General features: G+C 40.2%; 9 protein-coding genes and 1 CRISPR repeat array. Of the genes, 6 read left to right on the top strand and 3 right to left on the bottom strand.

Annotation, left to right across the window (positions count from 1 at the left end):
• The first annotated feature begins 1026 nt into the window (after window positions 1-1026).
• Window positions 1027-2233: a CRISPR direct-repeat array (repeat unit 37 nt; unit sequence GTTTAAACTTCACTTAATCCCTATTAGGGATTGAAAC).
• Window positions 2234-3832: 1599 nt separating this feature from the next.
• The 3 genes from AACU25_RS24115 to AACU25_RS24125 are packed head-to-tail and all read right to left on the bottom strand — an operon-like array spanning window position 3833 to window position 8160.
• Window positions 3833-5836 carry a transglutaminase domain-containing protein gene (locus AACU25_RS24115; RefSeq protein ID WP_096580004.1) on the bottom strand — a complete coding sequence of 668 codons (2004 nt, stop codon included), beginning with the start codon at window positions 5834-5836 and terminating at the stop codon, window positions 3833-3835.
• On the bottom strand, window positions 5833-7182 hold the full coding sequence (locus AACU25_RS24120) for a DUF58 domain-containing protein (protein WP_096580006.1): 1350 nt from the start codon (window positions 7180-7182) through the stop codon (window positions 5833-5835). Before AACU25_RS24120 ends, AACU25_RS24115 begins: the two co-directional genes overlap by 4 nt.
• Before the next feature lie 15 nt (window positions 7183-7197).
• Entirely contained in the window at window positions 7198-8160 is a 963-nt protein-coding gene (locus AACU25_RS24125) for an AAA family ATPase (protein WP_096580008.1), read from the bottom strand.
• Between the two features lie 333 nt (window positions 8161-8493).
• Here AACU25_RS24125 and pflB point away from each other — a divergent pair, with 333 nt between their 5' ends.
• The 6 genes from pflB (at window position 8494) to AACU25_RS24155 (ending at window position 20968) form a co-directional block, all read left to right on the top strand.
• Window positions 8494-10791: a formate C-acetyltransferase gene (gene pflB / locus AACU25_RS24130; protein WP_321206783.1), complete on the top strand. Its 2298-nt coding sequence runs from the start codon at window positions 8494-8496 to the stop codon at window positions 10789-10791.
• Window positions 10792-11259: 468 nt separating this feature from the next.
• A complete protein-coding gene (pflA, locus tag AACU25_RS24135; RefSeq protein WP_096580012.1) occupies window positions 11260-12063 on the top strand; it encodes a pyruvate formate-lyase-activating protein in 804 nt (267 codons plus the stop codon).
• An 80-nt stretch (window positions 12064-12143) separates the two neighbouring features.
• Complete coding sequence (gene adhE, locus AACU25_RS24140; RefSeq protein ID WP_096580014.1) at window positions 12144-14843, top strand: bifunctional acetaldehyde-CoA/alcohol dehydrogenase; 2700 nt, start codon at window positions 12144-12146, stop codon at window positions 14841-14843.
• 244 nt (window positions 14844-15087) lie between these two features.
• On the top strand, window positions 15088-15954 hold the full coding sequence (locus AACU25_RS24145) for a GNAT family N-acetyltransferase (protein WP_096580016.1): 867 nt from the start codon (window positions 15088-15090) through the stop codon (window positions 15952-15954).
• 1606 nt (window positions 15955-17560) lie between these two features.
• Window positions 17561-19630: a hypothetical protein gene (locus AACU25_RS24150; RefSeq protein WP_096580018.1), complete on the top strand. Its 2070-nt coding sequence runs from the start codon at window positions 17561-17563 to the stop codon at window positions 19628-19630.
• 357 nt (window positions 19631-19987) lie between these two features.
• On the top strand, window positions 19988-20968 hold the full coding sequence (locus AACU25_RS24155; protein ID WP_096580020.1) for a magnesium transporter CorA family protein: 981 nt from the start codon (window positions 19988-19990) through the stop codon (window positions 20966-20968).
• The last annotated feature ends 39 nt before the right edge of the window (window positions 20969-21007 follow it).

The raw sequence follows: 21007 nt of genomic DNA on the forward strand, positions 1-21007 counted from the left end.
AAAGGGTAAGGGCTTCCCTGCGGGACGCTGTTCGCGAACGCCGTGAGCGTCAGCCGAACGGTTAAAGGTTTTTTCTTACCCCTTTTCCCCTTCCCCTTTTGCCCTTAACCGAATTACTGAGTATAATTGCGTATACCCGCGCCTATACATACCAGACAAAGTTAATAATTAGCATTATTGGGTGCGCTTTCTACGGATATACTGCGTCTACATAGCTTGCGATCGCTCATCCATAGAGAACATTGGTTCCTTCACAACCAACCAGATCGGGTTGTCTATCAACGAGCGCTCATCCATAGAGAACATCGGTTCCTTCATAACCAACCAGATCGGGTTGTCTATCAATGAGCGCTCATCCATAGAGAACATCGGTTCCTTCACAACCAACCTGATCGGGTTCTCTATCAATGAGATCTCCTTCACGCACAACCAGATCTCCTTCACGCACAACTAGATCTCCTTCACAACCAACGAGCCAATTTTTCGATTAACTAGCTCTCAATAATTGATAAGAGGCAGGGGGCAGGGGGAACGGGGCNGGGGGAAAGGTACAAACCTTGCCCCTTGTGGGCAAAAGCCCCCTTGCTCCTTTTTCTCACTTGGTTGAAGCCCCAACGCCAGTTCTCTCAAGTCGGCACAGCCGCCCACGAGACTGGCTCCCCCTTGTGGGTGGTTTTTCTCCCCTGCTAAGAGCTCCCTGCTCCCCTGCTTCTTCACGTTTTAGCCTTCCCTAATGCATTGGCTGTGCTGCTAAGATTGAATATCAGCCGCCCGCAACCATACTCTTTTCTTGCCAGAATGCGCGGATGGGTAGGTGTTAGAAAAGTAATCTCACCAAAAACCGTTAAAACTATTTGTATATAAGGCTTCCACCGCTTTATTGCTTCTTAATCACCCGCGCGCCTTACAGGGATTGACTTTCAGCTATTTTGGGTTTGCTGTTTCATTCTTGCTTATGTTATGATTGCACTGTCCGCGCAACCGAACCTTGAAAACTATATATACATTGGCTTTGGGGCTTCCGCAGTTTAAACTTCACTTAATCCCTATTAGGGATTGAAACAAATCTTCCCATGCACGTAATTTGGTAAGAGCTGGTTTAAACTTCACTTAATCCCTATTAGGGATTGAAACATTTGCGTAACTATGATGAGCTTTACAGGTGGGGAGGGGAGTTTAAACTTCACTTAATCCCTATTAGGGATTGAAACCGCGTGGCCCGCGTGGAGATATTGGTATCGGGTTTAAACTTCACTTAATCCCTATTAGGGATTGAAACAACAAGCGCTCAATATTGGCGGTAAAGCCTTACAAGTTTAAACTTCACTTAATCCCTATTAGGGATTGAAACACCACTCTTTTAGATAGGTGCGATTTCGCATTTAGGTTTAAACTTCACTTAATCCCTATTAGGGATTGAAACTTTTATATGCTCATACCCTTAGGGTATGAATATTTTTTAGTTTAAACTTCACTTAATCCCTATTAGGGATTGAAACGATTCGATGTCGCCCGCGAAAAATACATCAACGCCGGTGGTTTAAACTTCACTTAATCCCTATTAGGGATTGAAACGCTTTCAGGGGCGATCGCTACAGAGGGGGCGGCAACGTTTAAACTTCACTTAATCCCTATTAGGGATTGAAACAAGTGGAACTAGTATTTATTTTCCAGTTATTTTTGTTTAAACTTCACTTAATCCCTATTAGGGATTGAAACGATGGCGAACTCCCAGAAGAGTATTTGCATTTTGAAGTTTAAACTTCACTTAATCCCTATTAGGGATTGAAACTTTTGGGCGTTAGCCCTCTGCGCCAAACCAGAGGTTTAAACTTCACTTAATCCCTATTAGGGATTGAAACAGGGTGATTCTTGCGCTTTCATACTGGGTTTTAGTTTAAACTTCACTTAATCCCTATTAGGGATTGAAACAGCCTGGCAATACCTATCAAACGCAGTGTTACGAAGGCGTTTAAACTTCACTTAATCCCTATTAGGGATTGAAACGGATTTTTGAAGAAGACGAGTGCTGGATGATTGGGTTTAAACTTCACTTAATCCCTATTAGGGATTGAAACCTGAAAGAATATGGACTACGCGCATCCTTAAGGGCACCGAGGCCAAGTTTAAACTTCACTTAATCCCTATTAGGGATTGAAACGCGAGGGCTATAAGTGGGCAGAAATTTACAGCTAGGTTTAAACTTCACTTAATCCCTATTAGGGATTGAAACTGATATTTAATTTCTCTGCATATTCCCTAGCCTGGTTGAAATTTCACCTAATACCAATTTAAATAATGTTGGCGACAGATAAAGTCTTTGTAGGGGCACGGCATCCACAATCTTTTGGTATATCAAATTATGTTACTGGTGCCGTGCCCCTACCAACCCATCTGTCGCGTTCTTTTTCAAAATAGTAAAATCCCTATTAAGGATTGAAACTGATATTTAATTTCTCTGCATATTCCCTAGCCTGGTTGAAATTTCACCTAATACCAATTTAAATAATGTTGGCGACAGATAAAGTCTTTGTAGGGGCACGGCATCCACAATCTTTTGGTATATCAAATTATGTTACTGGTGCCGTGCCCCTACCAACCCATCTGTCGCGTTCTTTTTCAAAATAGTAAAATCCCTATTAAGGATTGAAACTGATATTTAATTTCTCTGCATATTCCCTAGCCTGGTTGAAATTTCACCTAATACCAATTTAAATAATGTTGGCGACAGATAAAGTCTTTGTAGGGGCACGGCATCCACAATCTTTTGGTATATCAAATTATGTTACTGGTGCCGTGCCCCTACCAACCCATCTGTCGCGTTCTTTTTCAAAATAGTAAAATCCCTATTAAGGATTGAAACTGATATTTAATTTCTCTGCATATTCCCTAGCCTGGTTGAAATTTCACCTAATACCAATTTAAATAATGTTTGCGACAAATAAAGTCTTTGCAGGGGCACGGCATACACCACCTGTGTCAACTTAAGCTAAAAGCTATATAGGGCGGGCGTTGTACAAATACCTCGCGCCCTCATCCCCTAACCCCTTCTCCCGCAGGAGAAGGGGAACTAAATCTCTTGCTCCCTTCTCCCTGTGGGAGAGGGGCTGGGGGTGAGGGCGAAACCTTGCACAAGAGCGGGTTTCACATTAAGTTGACACCAGTGGGCATACACCACCTGTGTCAACTTAAGCTAAAAGCTATATAGGGCGGGCGTTGTACAAATACCTCGCGCCCTCATCCCCTAACCCCTTCTCCCGCAGGAGAAGGGGAACTAAATCTCTTGCTCCCTTCTCCCTGTGGGAGAGGGGCTGGGGGTGAGGGCGAAACCTTGCACAAGAGCGGGTTTCACGTTAAGTTGACACCAATGGGCATACACAATCTTTTGGTATATCAAATTATCTGACTGGTGCCCCTAAAATCTGTGGCATTCTTTTTTCAAAATGGTAAGCTATTCTGCTTTTAAGTTGCACAATCCCTCATGAGGTCTGTTGACGCTTGACCGTTGACAGTTAACAGTTAACAGCCTTCATGAGTAGTTATGCCATTTAGAGGATGTTTGAAAAGTCTGTAGTAGTGTATCAAATATTTTTTACCCCACCCTAGCCCTGCCCTTAGAAAGGGGAGCCACTGCGTTGCGGGGGTTCCCACGGCAGTCCGCTCAAGTCGGGAAACCCGCCCACGCGGCTGCCTCCCCGTTGTAGCAAGTGGCGTGAGGGAACTGGATTTTCCGGTCTCCCCCCTTGACAAGGGGGGATTAAGGGGGGTAACAGTGCAATTAAAATCACAGGGAAAAACTTTTCAAACAACCTCTTAGGCGCGCATTAGATTATTATGTGTTTTTCACCTGGTTATGTTTAACTAGCCATGCAGCAACAGCAGATTTTAATTTAGCTTTTTCAGTCTCTTGAATACCTTGCGGATCAAAGCGATCGCGGTAATATAATTCCACAATCAATGGCAAATCATCAATTAAATCTGCTGTAGGTAATTCCTCTTTGAGCCTCTGTAGCCAGGTTTTTAAAGACTCGGAAGGATGACGGTGTAATCCTAAATCTTCTAACTTCTGTGAAATTAAATAAAAGTCATCATCCTTTCTTTTTAAATCAGCTTTAGCTAATTTCTCAGTGGCTATCTGTTTTTTAGATAAACGGCGTGCGCTACTTTTAGAATTAAACTTCCACAACCGCAACAACATTAATGGCATAATTAGCCACCAGCCATAATTCAATAGACTTTTAACTAAGTTAGAACGTAACCACCCTGAAAGTTTAAATCTAAAGAATGACCATAAATCAGAGATGAATGCTAATTTTGAAGCATTGGCATTTTCTATATTTGCCCAATCAGCAGGTGTGGTATCAAAGGTTTGCCATTTACCATTTATATAAGCTAATGTCCAAGCATGAGCATGGCGACTACGTACTATATATTGTTTCTCTAATTGGCTAAATTCGCGCACTGAATAGCCTACTGCATAACGAGCGGGTATCCCAGCAGCACGTAAAATTAATGTAGTAGCAGTAGCAAAATATTCACAATGTCCAGCATGAGTTTCTAATAAAAATGCTGATAAAGGTGTTGGTTGATTATTTTTACCTGTCAGTTTTAAAGAATAACGAAAATTCTTGATAAAGAAGCTATCTACAAGCTGTAAAATTTGACGCGGCGATTTTCCAGTAATATTTAGTTTACTAATAACTTGATTGATTGTTTCTTGTTCAGTTGTCGCTATTTGTAAATCATCGGCTGTAGGTGCGCTATCTAAGGAAAGGCGATCATTAAACATGGCTCGGTAAGCGATCGCATCATTTTTACCCTCTACTTTGACTGTGCCATATTTATTTTTTTCCATGCGGCTGACTGGTAAATTGTCAATTTCAAATGTGCCATTAGGCAACCGCAGTAAGCCTTTACCTCTATTCAAATTAGCAGAAATGGTGAGAGTTGAGCCTGTGACTGGTTTATTATCTAAACGCCAATTGTTACCACTAACATCAGATTGTACTGGGGTAAAATTAGGATTAGCGGCTATCCAAACCGCAGATTTATATTTATTATAAGTTGCTTCTTTTAATAATCCAGGAGAAACTTGGGAATTATCAGATTTGACGCGGAAGATAATTTTATCAGATTGCTTTAAAACTCCAATTTCACCAATACTCGTTTGTTTGGTTTTTGAATCTATTAATTGTCCTATACTATTAGCATTACTTAACCATGAAACTACAGCACTTTCTAAATTCTGTTGTAGTTGATAAACTCCCATTTGTCCGATAAAACCTACACTTCCAGCTAGTAGAATTAAACTCAGCCAGATACTTACTGAAAATCGGTGCGATCGCACAAACCATAAAGCAATACCAATTAGGATAAACATCCCAATATAAAAGGAAATCTCCTGACTATTTGCGGCTCCCGCCGATAAAATACAAATACCAAAATAGGGATAGTTTAAATTAATAATGAAGCGTTTTGATTCTACTTGTGTTAATTTCTTCAGGGATACAAAAAGTGTCCGAATATCAAAACTTTCATTTACCGAATATGTTTGAGCAGCTAGCAGAGGAAAAAATACTAATGGCAACCACTGCAACAGAGTGTAGGCTAAGTAAATGGAGCGGTTAGTAGTAATTAAAGAACCAAATACAACCAAGAAAATCATCACACACAACTTAGCAATGCGTTGGAAATCATCATTGGAAAAATCCCACCGGGAATTTATTACGTGATATCCTGCTAAAATTGCAGACATAGGTATAGCAAAAATCCACATTCCTGTCTGCGATCCCCAAAAAATTAAAGCCGCACTCAACAGCAGCACTGGCGCTTTCATAGATGCATTAGTTCCTCTTGTATATTGCCCAAAGTTAAAACATGAAAAGTAGCTAGTTGGTCGTTCATTGAGGCTAAATCAGAGTTATCTAATTCGCCTGCTTGATTGGTAACAACTAAAACTAAAGTATGGATACCCATAGTTTTGAGATAATTAACTAATCTTTTTCTATCTTCATCCCAACAAAGAAAGATACAGATACAGCCACTCAATAAAGATACTTTCTCCAGTACTGCGGGAATAATTGCATCAAAAGATTTATCTCGACAGGCAACAACAGATGCTAAAATTTCCAGCATTTTGTCAGTATGGCTGAGTCCTCTACCAAAGGTAAAACAATAAGCTTCATGACCGACAAACATTAAATCTAATAATGATTCTTGGGTTTGCACTTCACAGGCTAATGAAGCAGCTATTGAGATTGCTGATTCTAAAATTTCGCTATAGTTCACGCTTTGAAATGTATCTAAAATCAACGCGTGTCTGACAAAAAACTCATCCTGTTCTTCTTTAACAATTGGCTTACCAACTTTGGCCCAGCTTTTCCAGTGAATTTTTCGCAGTGGATCTCCCGGACGATAATCACGCAATGACCTAAATTCTTCTGAATCACCTACAGAAGAAGCTAAAGCTACACCACCAGATTGATGTTTTTTTACGCCAGGAAGTTGAATTGGTGGCAGCTGATATAACTTAGGTAAAATTAATAAAGATTGGGGTAAAGAAATAGTTTTACAAGCATTAAATAAACCAAAAGGATCGGGTCTAGCTACTGTCATCCCAGTTAGCTGCATTATCCCTCTGTGAGTAGGGATGATTTCACCAATAATTTCTGTTTTGCTATGAGGTGCTAAGGCTAGTAACTTTATTGGTAGAGCTACACCGCATTGCTGACGAGCAATTAACCACAGCCATCTATCATATCCAAAAGCTTGATTTAAAGACCGTTGACGAATTTTGACTGTTGTTGATGTGGCTATAAAATCATTAAAATTAGGACGAGAATCTGCCCAATTTTCAAATAGTTTTAGTCCCTTTTGAATTTTATCGCTTTTGTTATGAATGACAATTTTGTAATTGAGTTTCACCCCTGCAGTTGCAAATCTAGGTAGATGGCGATGAGCAGTAAAGCGATAGCGAAAAAATAAACTATAAACTATAGCGATAGTGATAATAGATAATAAGAAAGTCACTACTTGATAGTTCATACTTTCATTACTAGAGCCAGTAAAAGCGGCTGCGATCGCTAGCAATAAAATCAACATCCCGCTAACAGTAACTCGTCTAATTAACTTGCGGTGGATGCCATAACTAAAATAGAAAAGACGATAGATAAAAAGTTTCATCTTTCACTGTTGCTATCAAGCTGGAACTTTAACAGATTTGAGAATATCTTCCACAACACTAGTGGCGGTTCTCCCAGAAAAGCGCGCTTGTGGTTCCATAACCAAACGGTGAGCAATTACAGATACTGCTAGTTCTTGGATATGTTCTGGTGTGACAAATTCATAGCCATCAAATAAGGCTAATGCTTGAGCAATTTTCATCAAAGCAATAGAAGCTCTTGGACTAGCACCTAATTGCACCCCTGGAGCCGAGCGAGTAGCATTGACAATATCTACAAGGTAAGTTTTTAATTCTTGAGAAATACGAACTTGTTTGACTTGCTGCTTTAAAGTCATGATGTCTTGCAAATCAACACAAGGTTGAATGGTATCGATAGGGTGTTGTTGAATTTGGTCGGAAAGTAAATTCACCTCATCTTCTGGGGATATATACCCCAAACTAAACTGCAGTGCAAAGCGATCCATTTGCGCTTCTGGGAGGGGGTAAGTACCACGAGATTCAACTGGGTTTTGAGTAGCAATCACAAAAAAGGGGTCTTTCAGTTTTCGTAAGTTCCCATCAATACTGACTTGAAACTCAGCCATAGCTTCTAGTAATGCAGATTGCGTACGCGGTGAAGCGCGGTTAATTTCATCAGCCAAGACAATATGAGCAAAAATCGGCCCTTCGTGGAAATGAAAGGTGCGTTCGTTGGGATCGAGCATGGATAAGCCTAAAATATCCGAAGGCAACAAATCCGGTGTAAATTGAATCCGCTTGAAAGTTACATCTACAGAGTATGCGAGAGCTTTTGCTAAGGTTGTTTTACCTGTTCCCGGATAATCTTCTAACAGTACGTGTCCACCACTAGCAAAGGCTGATAGCAATTTTCTAATTGCAGTTGATTGCCCTTTGATCACCTTTTGGATATTATTAAAAATTCTTTGATAAATTTCTTGGCTTGGCAATTGATGAGTTTGTAGGTTAGGATTATCCATTTTCCTTCATTACACAGAATGTCATGAAGTTAATGTACCCATTTACCACCTGTAACTTTGGGGAATTTCAAAAATAAAATAATCCTAAATTTTTCAAAGAAGAAGATTAGCGAATTATCCCTAAACAAGCCAGAAAATTTCACTCACACTTATTTTCATTGAGTAGGGTATGTAGTTCGCGTAACGCACCGAAAATATCGGATGGTGCGTTAGCCTACGGCGTAACACACCCTACTTTTTTCTTATAGTCAACAACAATATGAACAGACTGCATCATTCTTACGTGTTTACCCTCTTTTTTTCCTGAAGGTGTTGTTAATATAAAAGTCAAATGTGCTACGTTATCCCGAAAAAGATACCGCAGTCAATTATCAGCTTCATCAACTGGGGGACATCTCAAAGATGTTGGCACAATGGAAAGGCTTTAATAGTGGCAAATGGATCGAAGAAATCAACGTCCGCGACTTCATCCAAAATAATTACACTCTTTACAATGGTGATGAATCTTTTTTAGCAGGTACAACTCCAACTACTCAAAAACTCTGGGATCAAGTCAAGGACTTAATGTCAGTTGAACGCGAAAAGGGGATTCTCGATACAGATACAGAGGTTGTCTCGACAATTACCTCCCATCAACCGGGTTATATTAACCGCGAACTGGAACAAGTAGTAGGATTGCAAACTGATAAACCGCTAAAACGCGCAATTATGCCGCTAGGTGGGATTCGTGTGGTTAAAGATGCGCTTAAAGCTTACGGTTACGAACTGAATCCCAAAACTGCAGAGATATTTACCAAATACCGTAAAACTCATAACGATGGCGTATTTGATGCTTATACCCGCGAAATGCGCTTATGTCGTCACTATGGGATCATTACCGGCTTGCCTGATTCTTACGGACGGGGCAGAATTGTCGGAGATTATCGAAGAATAGCTTTGTATGGAGTTGATGCTCTAATTGAAGACAAAAAAGCACAACTGCAATCTTTAGAGTTGGATGTCATCAACGAAGAGACTATTCGCCAGCGCGAGGAAATTTCTGAACAAATCAAAGCTTTGTTTGAACTGAAGACAATGGCTGCAAGCTACGGGTTTGATATTAGTCAACCCGCAGCCACGGCGAAAGCAGCTGTGCAGTGGCTATATTTTGGCTACCTCGCAGCTGTCAAAGAACAAAACGGTGCGGCGATGTCGTTGGGACGAGTTTCTACGTTCTTAGATATCTACTTTGAGCGAGACTTACAACAAGGGACAATCACCGAATCCGAAGTGCAAGAACTCATGGATCATTTCGTAATGAAACTACGAATGGTGAGATTTTTGCGAACACCAGATTACAATCAACTCTTCTCCGGCGATCCCACATGGGTAACGGAATGTGTGGGTGGTGTCAGCGAAGATGGTAAGCCTTTGGTCACGAAAAATAGTTTCCGTATCCTGCATACTTTGTATAATTTGGGTGCAGCGCCAGAACCAAATTTAACCGTGTTGTGGTCAGAAAGCTTACCAGATAACTTTAAACGTTACTGTGCAAAAGTTTCAATTGATACTAGCTCTATTCAGTACGAAAACGACGATTTAATGCGCCTGTACTGGGGAGATGATTATGCGATCGCCTGTTGTGTCTCAGCGATGAGAGTTGGGAAACAGATGCAGTTTTTTGGTGCGCGAGTCAATCTGGCTAAGTGCTTGCTGTACGCCATCAACGGCGGTAGAGATGAAAAATCAGGGGAACAAGTTGCAAGAGCGATCGCACCAATCACATCGGAATATCTAGACTATCAAGAGGTGTGGGATCAGTTAGAAATCATGATGGCGTGGTTGGCAAAAGCTTATATCAATACCCTTAACGTCATCCATTATATGCACGATAAATATTGCTACGAACGCATCGAAATGGCCTTGCACGACAGAGATATTTTACGCACAATGGCTTGCGGGATAGCAGGTTTATCGGTGGTGACTGATGCGTTATCCGCCATCAAATACGCCAAAGTCAAAGTCTTGCGTAATGAAACCGGATTAGCCGTCGATTATGAAATTACTGGCGATTTCCCGAAATATGGCAACAACGATAATCAGGTTGATGAAATCGCCGTGGATTTGGTTACCGCATTCATGACTGAACTGCGTAAACATCCAACTTATCGCCAAGCCACAGCCACACAATCGGTACTGACGATTACCTCCAACGTTGTCTATGGGAAGAAAACAGGGAACACACCCGATGGAAGAAAAGCCGGCGAACCCTTTGCACCTGGTGCAAACCCAATGCACGGACGGGATAGTAAAGGCGCAGTAGCTTCTCTAGAATCAGTTGCTAAACTTCCCTACGAATACGCGCAAGATGGTATTTCCAATACCTTCTCGGTTGTACCATCTGCTTTAGGTAAGTTAGAAGTCGATCAAATTAGCAACCTTGTAGGAATGCTTGATGGGTACTTCCATGATGGCGGACATCAAATCAACGTTAACGTCTTGCAACGAGAAATGTTGATGGATGCTATGGAACATCCAGAGTTATATCCGCAATTAACTATTCGAGTTTCTGGTTATGCAGTGAACTTTATTAAATTGTCCCGCGAACAGCAACTTGATGTGATTCAGCGGACATTCCACGAACGATTTTAAGGTTCAGCAGTCTGAAAAACTAGCTATTTAGATGCGATTTTACTCCCATAAAAAGCGTATTGTTGCGTCTAAACACTTACAAAAAACAGATAATAATATCCCCGAATTTTATTAAAAGTCGGGGATATTGTTTTTGCAATCCAATACAACATTAAATTTAAAATTGCTACCCATAAAACATATCTCATGTGCAGATGAAATGCTATCAAACTCTTGTGGGGTAAGCATTTTTATGCCCTTGTCTCCTTTTTCAATAAATTCAAATATCATGATTCCTTAACTTATACTTAACCTTAAGTTTCCCTATTTTGATGCATATCGAATGGGGATCATACAAAAGCAAATTTATTTTCTGAAATTAATTGTGGACACAAAAATATCCCCACAACTTCCTCACATTTGTTACCTATAACTCAAAGTAAGAGTGAAAAGCCAGGTCGATGGCTGATTTTAAATAAGGTAGAACTTATGCACAATCTCAAATTCCCCAATTGTTCAAATGAAAATCACACAATAGAAAATAATCAAAGATTGCCAGAAATAATTACTTCCGGCTATATCCATTCCATAGAAAGTTGTGCAGCAGTTGACGGGCCTGGTATTCGATTCTTAATTTTCACATCTGGTTGTCCTCTGCGCTGCCTTTATTGCAGCAATGTTGATTCCCGCTATCTAGAAAATGGTAAGCAAGTCAGCGTTGACGAACTAGTAATAGAAATTCAGAAATATACATCTTATATGAGATATTCTCATGGAGGTGTGACTATCAGTGGTGGAGAACCATTGATGCAAGCTGGATTTGTCAGAGAAATATTTAAACGTTGCCAAGAATTAGGTATTCACACAGCGTTAAATACTTCAGGATTTTGTAATTTAGCATCAGCTAAATCTGTATTAGAATTTGTAGATTTAGTTTTGCTGGATATGAAATCATTTGACCCAGCAACTTACACTAGAGTTACAGGTGGTAACATTGAACCAACCTTAGCATTTGCTCAATATCTGAATGAAATTAATAAGCCTACTTGGATGCGATTTGTTCTAGTCCCAGGTTTAACTGATAATAGAGAAAATATGACCAGACTAGCAGATTTTATTGCTCCCTTCAATAATGTTGAAAGGTTAGAAGTCTTGCCATTTCATAAAATGGGAGAATATAAATGGCAAGAATTAGGATACGAATACCTTTTAACGAATACTTCCCCACCATCTCCAGAACAAATACAAGCAGCATTAGATATATTTCGCAGTAGAGAAATTTTTGCGATTTAAGTAGTTGTCTGGAAAGAAGTTTGATTAGTTGCAACCGAACGAGTGCAATCTCTGTAGAAAATTCTGCCAAAGGAAGAAATATGCAAATCACTAATATTGAAGAATTAGAAGTACTTGTGCAACGTGTGAAAGCCGCACAAGCTAAATATGCAAATTACTCTCAAGAACAAGTAGATTTAATCTTTAAAAAAGCAGCCTTAGCTGCTAACGCAGAACGGATTCGTCTCGCGAAAATGGCAGTTGCAGAAACAGGTATGGGAATTGTAGAAGATAAGGTGATTAAAAATCACTTTGCATCAGAATTTATCTACAACAAATATAAACATGAAAAAACCTGCGGAATTGTAGAAGAAGACCATACATTTGGGATTCAAAAAATTTCTGAGCCTGTAGGGATTGTTGCTGGAATTGTCCCTGTAACTAACCCAACTGCGACAACAATTTTTAAAGCGTTAATTGCTTTAAAAACTCGTAATGCCATTATCTTTTCGCCTCATCCTAAATCGAAAAAATGCACTGTTGAAGCAGCGAAAATTATCCTCAAAGCTGCAATTGCGGCAGGTGCGCCAGAAGATATTATTGGTTGGATTGATGAGCCAACGGTGGAGTTATCCAAAGCTTTAATGCAGCATCCAGAAATTAAATTAATTCTAGCCACTGGCGGGCCAGGAATGGTGCGTGCTGCTTATTCTTCTGGTAACCCATCGTTAGGTGTTGGTGCAGGTAATACTCCAGCCGTAATTGATAGTAGCGCCCACATTCAAACTGCTGTTAGTTCAATTTTATTAAGTAAAACCTTCGACAACGGCATGATTTGTGCTTCGGAACAATCAGTTGTTGTGGTTGATGATGTTTACGAAAAAGTCAAACAGGAATTTATCAGCCGGGGTGCATATTTCCTTAATGAAGAGGAAAAACAAAAGCTGGGCAATGTAATTTTAAAAGATGGCAGATTAAACCCAGCAATTGTAGGACAATCAGTACAGACTTTAGCGAATTTAGCTGGAATTACTCTGCCAAGTGATGATGACAGTGAGAATAACTATTTTCAAACACCGAAGATTTATAAAGTCTTGATTGGCGAAGTTGATACAGTGGGAGCAAGTGAAGCCTTCGCTTACGAAAAATTGTCACCAATCTTGGCTATGTATCGTGCCTCGAATTTCCATGAAGCTGTAGATAAAGCCGAACAATTGATAGAGTTTGGTGGACTAGGACATACATCAGTACTATATACAAACCCCGCAAATTTGGATGACATTGCTTATTTTGAGAATAAGATGAAAACCGGGCGTGTCCTGATTAATACGCCATCTTCTCAAGGTGCAATTGGCGATTTATATAACTTTAAGCTAGACCCATCTTTAACTTTAGGTTGTGGTACTTGGGGAGGTAATACAGTTTCCGATAACGTCACACCGCATCACCTGGTAAATATTAAGACGGTATCGCAACGTCGGCAAAATATGTTGTGGTTCCGAATTCCACCGAAAGTCTATTTCAAATATGGTTGTTTACCTATAGCTTTACGAGATTTAGTAGGTAAACAACGCGCCTTTATCATTACAGATAAACCGTTATTTGATTTAGGAATAGTCGATAAAGTTACCCAGGTGTTAGACGAAATTGGCGTGAGACATGACGTATTTCACGATGTTGAACCTGACCCTACATTATCGAATGTCAATAAAGGTTTAGCCTTACTCAGAAGTTATCAACCAGATGTAATTATTGCCATTGGTGGCGGTTCGCCAATGGACGCAGCTAAAGTCATGTGGTTGATGTATGAACATCCCGATGTGGAGTTTGAAGGCTTGGCGATGCGGTTTATGGATATCCGCAAGCGGGTTTATGAATTACCGCCTTTGGGACAAAAAGCCATCATGGTGGCGATTCCCACAACTTCGGGTACTGGTTCAGAAGTAACACCCTTTGCTGTGGTCACAGATGACAGAGTCGGCGTGAAATACCCCTTAGCAGATTATGCCCTGACTCCGAATATTGCGATCGCAGACCCGGAACTGACGTTAGATATGCCCAAAAAACTGACGGCATACGGTGGTATTGATGCGTTAACTCATGCCTTAGAAGCCTACGTATCAGTAATGGCAACTGAATTTACAGATGGTTTGGCACTACAAGCCATCAGGCTATTGTTCAAATATTTACCAAGCGCTTACAAAAATGGTGCGAACGACCCGAAAGCACGGGAAAAAGTACATTACGCCGCCACAATTGCAGGTATGGCCTTTGCGAATGCCTTCTTGGGTATTTGTCACTCAATGGCACACAAACTCGGTTCTACCTTCCATGTTCCCCACGGACTCGCTAACGCCTTGATGATTTCCCACGTCATCCGCTACAACGCTACGGATATTCCCTTTAAACAAGCAATATTCCCGCAATACAAATATCCTAATGCCAAGGACAGATATGCTCAAATAGCCGACCACTTGCGTTTAGGTGGCAATACAGCCGATGAAAAAGTGGAATTATTGGTTAGGGAAATCGAGAATCTTAAACGTCAAATTGATATTCCTGCCACGATTAAACAAGCTTTAGGCGATGAAGATCAAGAATTCTATGCCAAGCTGGAAGAAATGGCAGAACAAGCATTTGACGACCAATGCACAGGCGCAAACCCACGCTATCCGCTGATGAACGACCTGAAAGAATTATATGTTCTAGCCTATCAAGGTTGTCGTATCGATGCCGCACTCTATCACAGCACCCCGGACTTTTTCGATGGTGATGTCGGATTTCACAAGGTAGAGGTGTAATACCAATTCAAAATAGTCAGGTCTAGATAATTGTAGGGGCACAGTATTTTGTGCCCCTACCCTTGTAATAGGATTTACGTTAAATATACTGTACTCTACGGAAGGGTAAGCGATCGCTATCATTGCTCAACCACACTTCTGTATATCTGCATCAAATTAGCAATTTTATCCGTGGTGATATAGTTCGATACAGGAAATTCAGTAAAAGCAGGTGTATTGATCCTTAAATTCTAGAGCGATCGCCATGAAGGATTATATTTCTGCCACAACTGCAATTACAATTATCAAAACCCCTACCCTCAAGCAGATTCAAACTGTTAGTGATTGGTTGGTAAACTTACCGATCGACAATCCCAATTTAGAAATTGCCCTCAATTATCTGATTGAACATCAGATTATCCCTCACCAAAGAGGAGGACTGGTTGCAATTGCTTATAACTCTTCTACGGCTAACTCCTTTGATATCGAGAATATCCAAGGGATTGTCATGGCAAAACCTGGTAATACAAATCTGTTGATTGAAAGTTGTAATTATAGTATAGCTAAATCTCTATTAGCCATTGCAACTGCACAAGGTTGTCCTCAAAAAGTATGTACTTCTGGAACGGTAAAAAACTGGATTCGTCCCCTATTATTGCAGCAATATTCATCCGCACGTGAATACGATCAACTTGTGATGGTTTGTAATCAAACCCCACCTGGCGCTGAAGGACGCTGGGCAATTCCCCAGGATAAACTAGCCCTACAAGCCTATGCAGAAGCATATCTCAAAGAACGTGGTAGTGGTAGTTTAAATCACGACTGGGATAATTTGATCGAAAAAAGAGCGATCGCAGTTTTGGAATATGAAAACCAAATTGTCTCTGTAGTTCGCTATATTACAACCAAACGTGATGCTCTCGTTATTGCCCCTTTTACTTTCGCAAAATTCCGCAGACATGGATTTGCCCGAAAGTTATTAGCATTTTTAATTGAGGAATTATTGCACATATACCCAAGAGTCAGGTTGTGGGTAGATGAAGATAATATTGAGGCAATTAGGCTGTATCAATCCTTGGATTTTCATGTTATTGGCAAATGCTACTCCGGCTATTGGAAAGAGGTAATTTAAACTAAATTCTTACGCGAGTAATCTCAGATGAGATTTAACCAATTATCTTGGGCTTAATATCTTTGGGCAAGATTTGCAATGCATGAACTCAAATTAATTTTTAATAGGTTACTTATTCAAATAATGTCTGTGACAGATTAATTCTATGTAGGGGCACGGCACCAGTAAGATAATTGAATCTACCAAAAAATTGTAGATGCCGTGCCCGGCTCATCTGTTACTTTAGCGAGATTTAGATCCCCGAATTTTTCAAAAAGTCGGGCTTAGATGAGGTTGAGTAAAAGATATTGACAAATTAGTTAGGAATCTACCAGAAATTAATCATGTAATTATTTTTACTTAATTACATAAACCATCACCACGGCTCCAAAGCAGTGAATTTTAGCGGTGAAAATATCTTTTAAGAATGGATAAAGTCTCATAAAGGTAACTTCATATTTCCAATTCAGTATTTTAATGCATATATGCATTGTTGTGTCAACCCCGTGTATGCCAGATGAATATGTGTTTAATTTATCCAAAAACTAGTTGATATATGGTAAAAGGATATTTATACAGCATTTCTACTAAAAGAGATGAATCTTCTATCTGAGTGCATCCAACAAAATACGCAAGACTTACAGTATTTAACTGGCTTAAATTTCTGCAAGGCTGAAAAATCAATATTCAACCTCTTAAATGCTTATACAAAAAGCATTTAAGCGTTTATTTTCTAGCAAGATATCAAAAATAACATTTCTCTGCTAAAGCTCCTACTGTGCGAGACTTATAGACGATTTTGTCTGTAATTAATTAAAAATGCTAATTATTTTGGATTTCCAGCTTCTATAGGTTTTTTTGAGTTAGGGTAAAGAACTAAATCATCAGGTACAAAAAGTTATCTGATGATTTCGAGTCTCTAAAGACGAATTGGGTTAAATGCATCTAAATATTGTGAGGCAAATATGACAATTGGTGGAATTGTAACTGCAAAATTGCAGCTTTGATGTTTACAGGATTCAATCTTTGAAATTGCTAAGGCTGAGTAATCATCTGCCTGCAATCAATTTTTTCTTTTGATCATCAGTCAATATCTTAAAACTTGCATTCTCTTAAAAGAATGTGCTGAATTTGCTATAAATGTCAACGCATTCTTAGAGCTAATTAAAATATTGCTTGGTTCTTTGGCAGAGATGCTTATTTTGAATACAGGTATCAACCTTGAGATGGAATAGAAAAGATACCCTATCAAAATAATTTATCTTGCACATCAACTCATAAAGAGGTTTTTTGAGAAATATCTAGCACAAACTTTACGGAATTGGTAAAGATTGCTTGTATATCTTCAATTAAGTTCCCTATTAAGTTTTGGCATATTTAGGACTAGTTGACTGAGACAAACTAGGATTTTTCCAACTTTATAATTCTGGGATGCATCATCTATGCATATATTGCCATTGGCGAGAGATAGCTTGCCTATAGTTTGCTGTCTTGAGATTTTTTACTATCTATATTTCTTTCATGATGGGCAATCAGCATCAGTTGTGCGATTGTTTCCGCTACCTATGTACTCTCTGATCCTTGGGAATGGAGAGTTTGAAATCTATTACACGTGAGGAGGAAATCAATGATTCATAGAGTTTCTGTTGCACTATCTCATCTGTTGTTGCTCTTGGTGACGCAATCTGCATTCGCCGGAGAACCTTGTTTGCCAAAACCAAATCCCCAACATAAGCCGCAACCTAATCCCGAAGCACATCCCAAACCTAATCCCCAACCCAAACCGCAACCCAATCCTGAAGCACACCCCAAACCTAATCCCCAACCCAAGCCGCAACCTAATCCCGAATCACATCCAAAACCCAAGCCGCAACCTAATCCTGAATCACATCCCAAACCAAACCCACAACCTAACCCTAACCCCCAGCCAAACCCCAACCCACAACCGAACCCCGAATCAAATCCGCAACCCAATCCTAACCCCCAGCCAAATCCCAATCCCCAACCGAACCCCGAATCAAATCCGCAACCCAATCCTAATCCACAACCAAATCCCAATAATCCCCAACCGAACCCTGAAGCAAACCCGCAACCCAATCCTAATCCGCAACCAAACCCCAATCCACAACCGAACCCTGAAGGAAATCCACAACCCAATCCCAATAATCCGCAACCAAATTCCAATCCTCAAAACAATCCACCAGGTAATGCCAATTCTCAACCCCAACCAAACCCTCAATCTAGTCCCAGCACCCAACCTAATGTCCAACCCAATGGTGATTCTCAACCAGAACCTAAAAAGAAAAGCAAAGTAGTTGGAAACCTTGTTCCTATCTCTTCTATGCCACTTGCTGGTGCGAGAAGGGTAAAAGTTGGTCATACAGACATTTCTGGTTCCGTGTTTGCAGGCGGTGGTACCTTCCCCACAGCTGGAATTGAAGGCACTGTTAGCCATCGTTTGGCTAAAAATACATTCCTCTTTGGACAAGCTACATACAATCCTGCGGCTCCATCAGATGCAATTGGAGCAGGAGGTGTAACTGCTGGAGTTGTATTGAATGCACCAGGTGCTTCTCTTCGTCACAACAGCTATGTCGGAGTTTATAGCAACGTCGTTGGTGTTGGAAATACTGGTGGAGATGAGGTTTCTCAAACTGCCTTTGGCAACGTAGGAATCATTGGAGGAGTGCAGCGCCCTGTGGGAGAAAAAGTATCTGTATTTGCTCAAGCAGAAGCAGCTCAAAGGTTGTACTCTTTTGCAAAGACAGCACAAGGTCAAGCCGCAAGAATTTCTGGCGGTATGTCTGTAGCTCTATCTTGTACATCTGGAGCCGCCCTAGTTGGAGACTATACCGTTGGATCTAACCAATACTCAGAATGGGGTGTAAGAGGGGTTGTTAACTTTGACTTTGTAGGAACTCCTTGTGGTATTAAACAAGCTAGCGCCTCTTCTAACGTCGTAAAAGTTACTAAATACCTTGTAACTCTCATCGGAGCTAATCCCACTGCTCAAGAGGTAAGGAAGGCTGGGCTAACTCCTCCTAATGCAAATCCTGAAGCATATCGCCTCCAATCTGAACGTTGGGTAGGGGAGAAATCCCAGGTTGAGGAAAAGTTAGTTGTTAGTGCTGTTGAGGTAGAGAGTACACCTGACAAGATCCTCTTGGTAAGAAATTCTATATCTCCTCAAACTTTTGACAAAGCCGAAAAACTTGCAGCCGATCGCGAACCACAAAAAGCATTTGAAGAGATTCGCAACTTGCTCCAAGCTGAGGAACAAGACAAGAACTTCAACCTTGAGGAAGAAGTAAAAAGGATTGCACAGGAAAAAGGAATGGCTCTGGCTTCAGTGCAACAGCTTGGTTTTGCCTTCACTTACCAAAACCGCCTGATTGGTGTAGTAGATAGCGACTTATCCCAGCCTTTGGTTGGTAAAGCTCGCGAGGTTTCTCCTGCTGAGTTGATGGTTGTCAAAGAAGTTGTCAACAAACAAGGGAATACCATTTTGCCTGCTCTAGCAACAGGTTACACCACAAGAGGAACAACCCTCGGAGGAAACAGCATTGTCAATGGTAAGGTGCTGACACCTGGAACCAGAGTTCAAGTACCTAAGAAAAACGACGTGATCCTTCCAGTATCTAGTAATGCTGCAGTTGAATCTCCTCAGATCCAATGGACTAGGGTTGAGAATAAGTAACCACTATGAACTGAGTAACCGGATGGAAAAGGCTTAGAGAATAAGGACTAGACGTTAAATAATATTTTTGACTAAGGATTCAGCATTTTTAACTTACACCAATATTGAGCAGAGGGGGAAGCAAAGCGGAGGTTCTAAAGAAGAGCTTTCTGCAAATTTCCTCCTCTGTTCGCTTGCTTTATCTATCCAGCAAAGAAGATGCGATCGCTATTCCTATTGAGCGATGTATACTTGCATACAAAGTTCAAACAGCTTTTGCTTGCAGCAGTTTGTATTACTGGCAACGATCGGACAGTTCGTCTCTCAAGGTATGATTGCCAGTAACCGTGTTGTTCACGGCTCAATTAGGATTGCGATATGCTAATTCTGCTCCGCTTTTCCCAGAATCATCTGGAACTATTCACCAGTAACGATGTCAACTCGATACTGGAAAGGATTAGTAGCTTTGAAAATATCTGGTTGCGTTGTATTCGCTTCCGCGATCGCACTGCTATTGCTAAAATTATCAACCACTTCGGACTTCTGCCATCTCGCGTTGATATGGTTTTTAATCACTTTCCTCTAGGGATTGATGAAGACATAGAGGATTGTTTATTTGATAACTATGAAATTATGACTAATCAAATAAAAAATCGCGAGTTTGAGATAGTGCGTGGCAGTATTGTGGTAGGCAGTAATTTTATCCTCACATTTGAAACTACTGAAATCAGAATTTTAACTATTCTAACCAATAATATACAAAAGGGAATTATCAATCTCCAAAATCAGAATGTAGATTATCTCATATATCTTATTTATAGAGATATATTAAATAATTACTATACTGTATTTGACTATATTTCTAGACAACTGGATGATTTAGAAGATGCAGTTCTGGATAATTCTGGTGATGAATCTACCTACCAAAAAATTGCCACAATGAGGCAATCTACTCGCTGCGGCAGGCGTAATTTTCAAAGCATCAAGTCTTTACTAGCTATGATAGATTATGAAGATTTTCAATGGTTAAGTCCGCCAGTTAAAGAACTGTTTCATCAAGAATTAGCCCATCAAGTCGATAAACTATGGCAAGAATACCAAGCTTTAAGAATATGGATGTCAGAATTACTCGAAATTCAACGAGATAATACTGCTAGCAAAACGAGTGAACGAATTAATCGCTTGACTATCCTTTCTACAGTATTTTTACCTCTCACTTTCATTACTGGATTTTATGGCATGAACTTCAAACATATGCCTGAATTAGAACACCCTTTGGCTTATCCTATGGTGATTTGTGTGATGGTATGTATTGTGCTTGGCAGTATTATGTATGCTAAAAAACAAAGTTGGCTTTAAGTAAATCGGTGCAATTAAAGATTCCTCGCCTTGGAACAC

This window comes from Tolypothrix tenuis PCC 7101 (assembly GCF_963874875.1).
GTDB classification, from domain to species: domain Bacteria; phylum Cyanobacteriota; class Cyanobacteriia; order Cyanobacteriales; family Nostocaceae; genus Aulosira; species Aulosira tenue.

Excerpts from the sequence above, each read along its gene's own strand:
- AACU25_RS24115 (WP_096580004.1), bottom strand. The coding sequence starts at position 5,836 with ATGAAAGCGCCAGTGCTGCTGTTGAGTGCGGCTTTAATTTTTTGGGGA.
- AACU25_RS24120 (WP_096580006.1), bottom strand. The coding sequence starts at position 7,182 with ATGAAACTTTTTATCTATCGTCTTTTCTATTTTAGTTATGGCATCCAC.
- AACU25_RS24125 (WP_096580008.1), bottom strand. The coding sequence starts at position 8,160 with ATGGATAATCCTAACCTACAAACTCATCAATTGCCAAGCCAAGAAATT.
- pflA (WP_096580012.1), top strand. The coding sequence starts at position 11,260 with ATGCACAATCTCAAATTCCCCAATTGTTCAAATGAAAATCACACAATA.
- adhE (WP_096580014.1), top strand. The coding sequence starts at position 12,144 with ATGCAAATCACTAATATTGAAGAATTAGAAGTACTTGTGCAACGTGTG.
- AACU25_RS24145 (WP_096580016.1), top strand. The coding sequence starts at position 15,088 with ATGAAGGATTATATTTCTGCCACAACTGCAATTACAATTATCAAAACC.
- AACU25_RS24150 (WP_096580018.1), top strand. The coding sequence starts at position 17,561 with ATGATTCATAGAGTTTCTGTTGCACTATCTCATCTGTTGTTGCTCTTG.
- AACU25_RS24155 (WP_096580020.1), top strand. The coding sequence starts at position 19,988 with ATGCTAATTCTGCTCCGCTTTTCCCAGAATCATCTGGAACTATTCACC.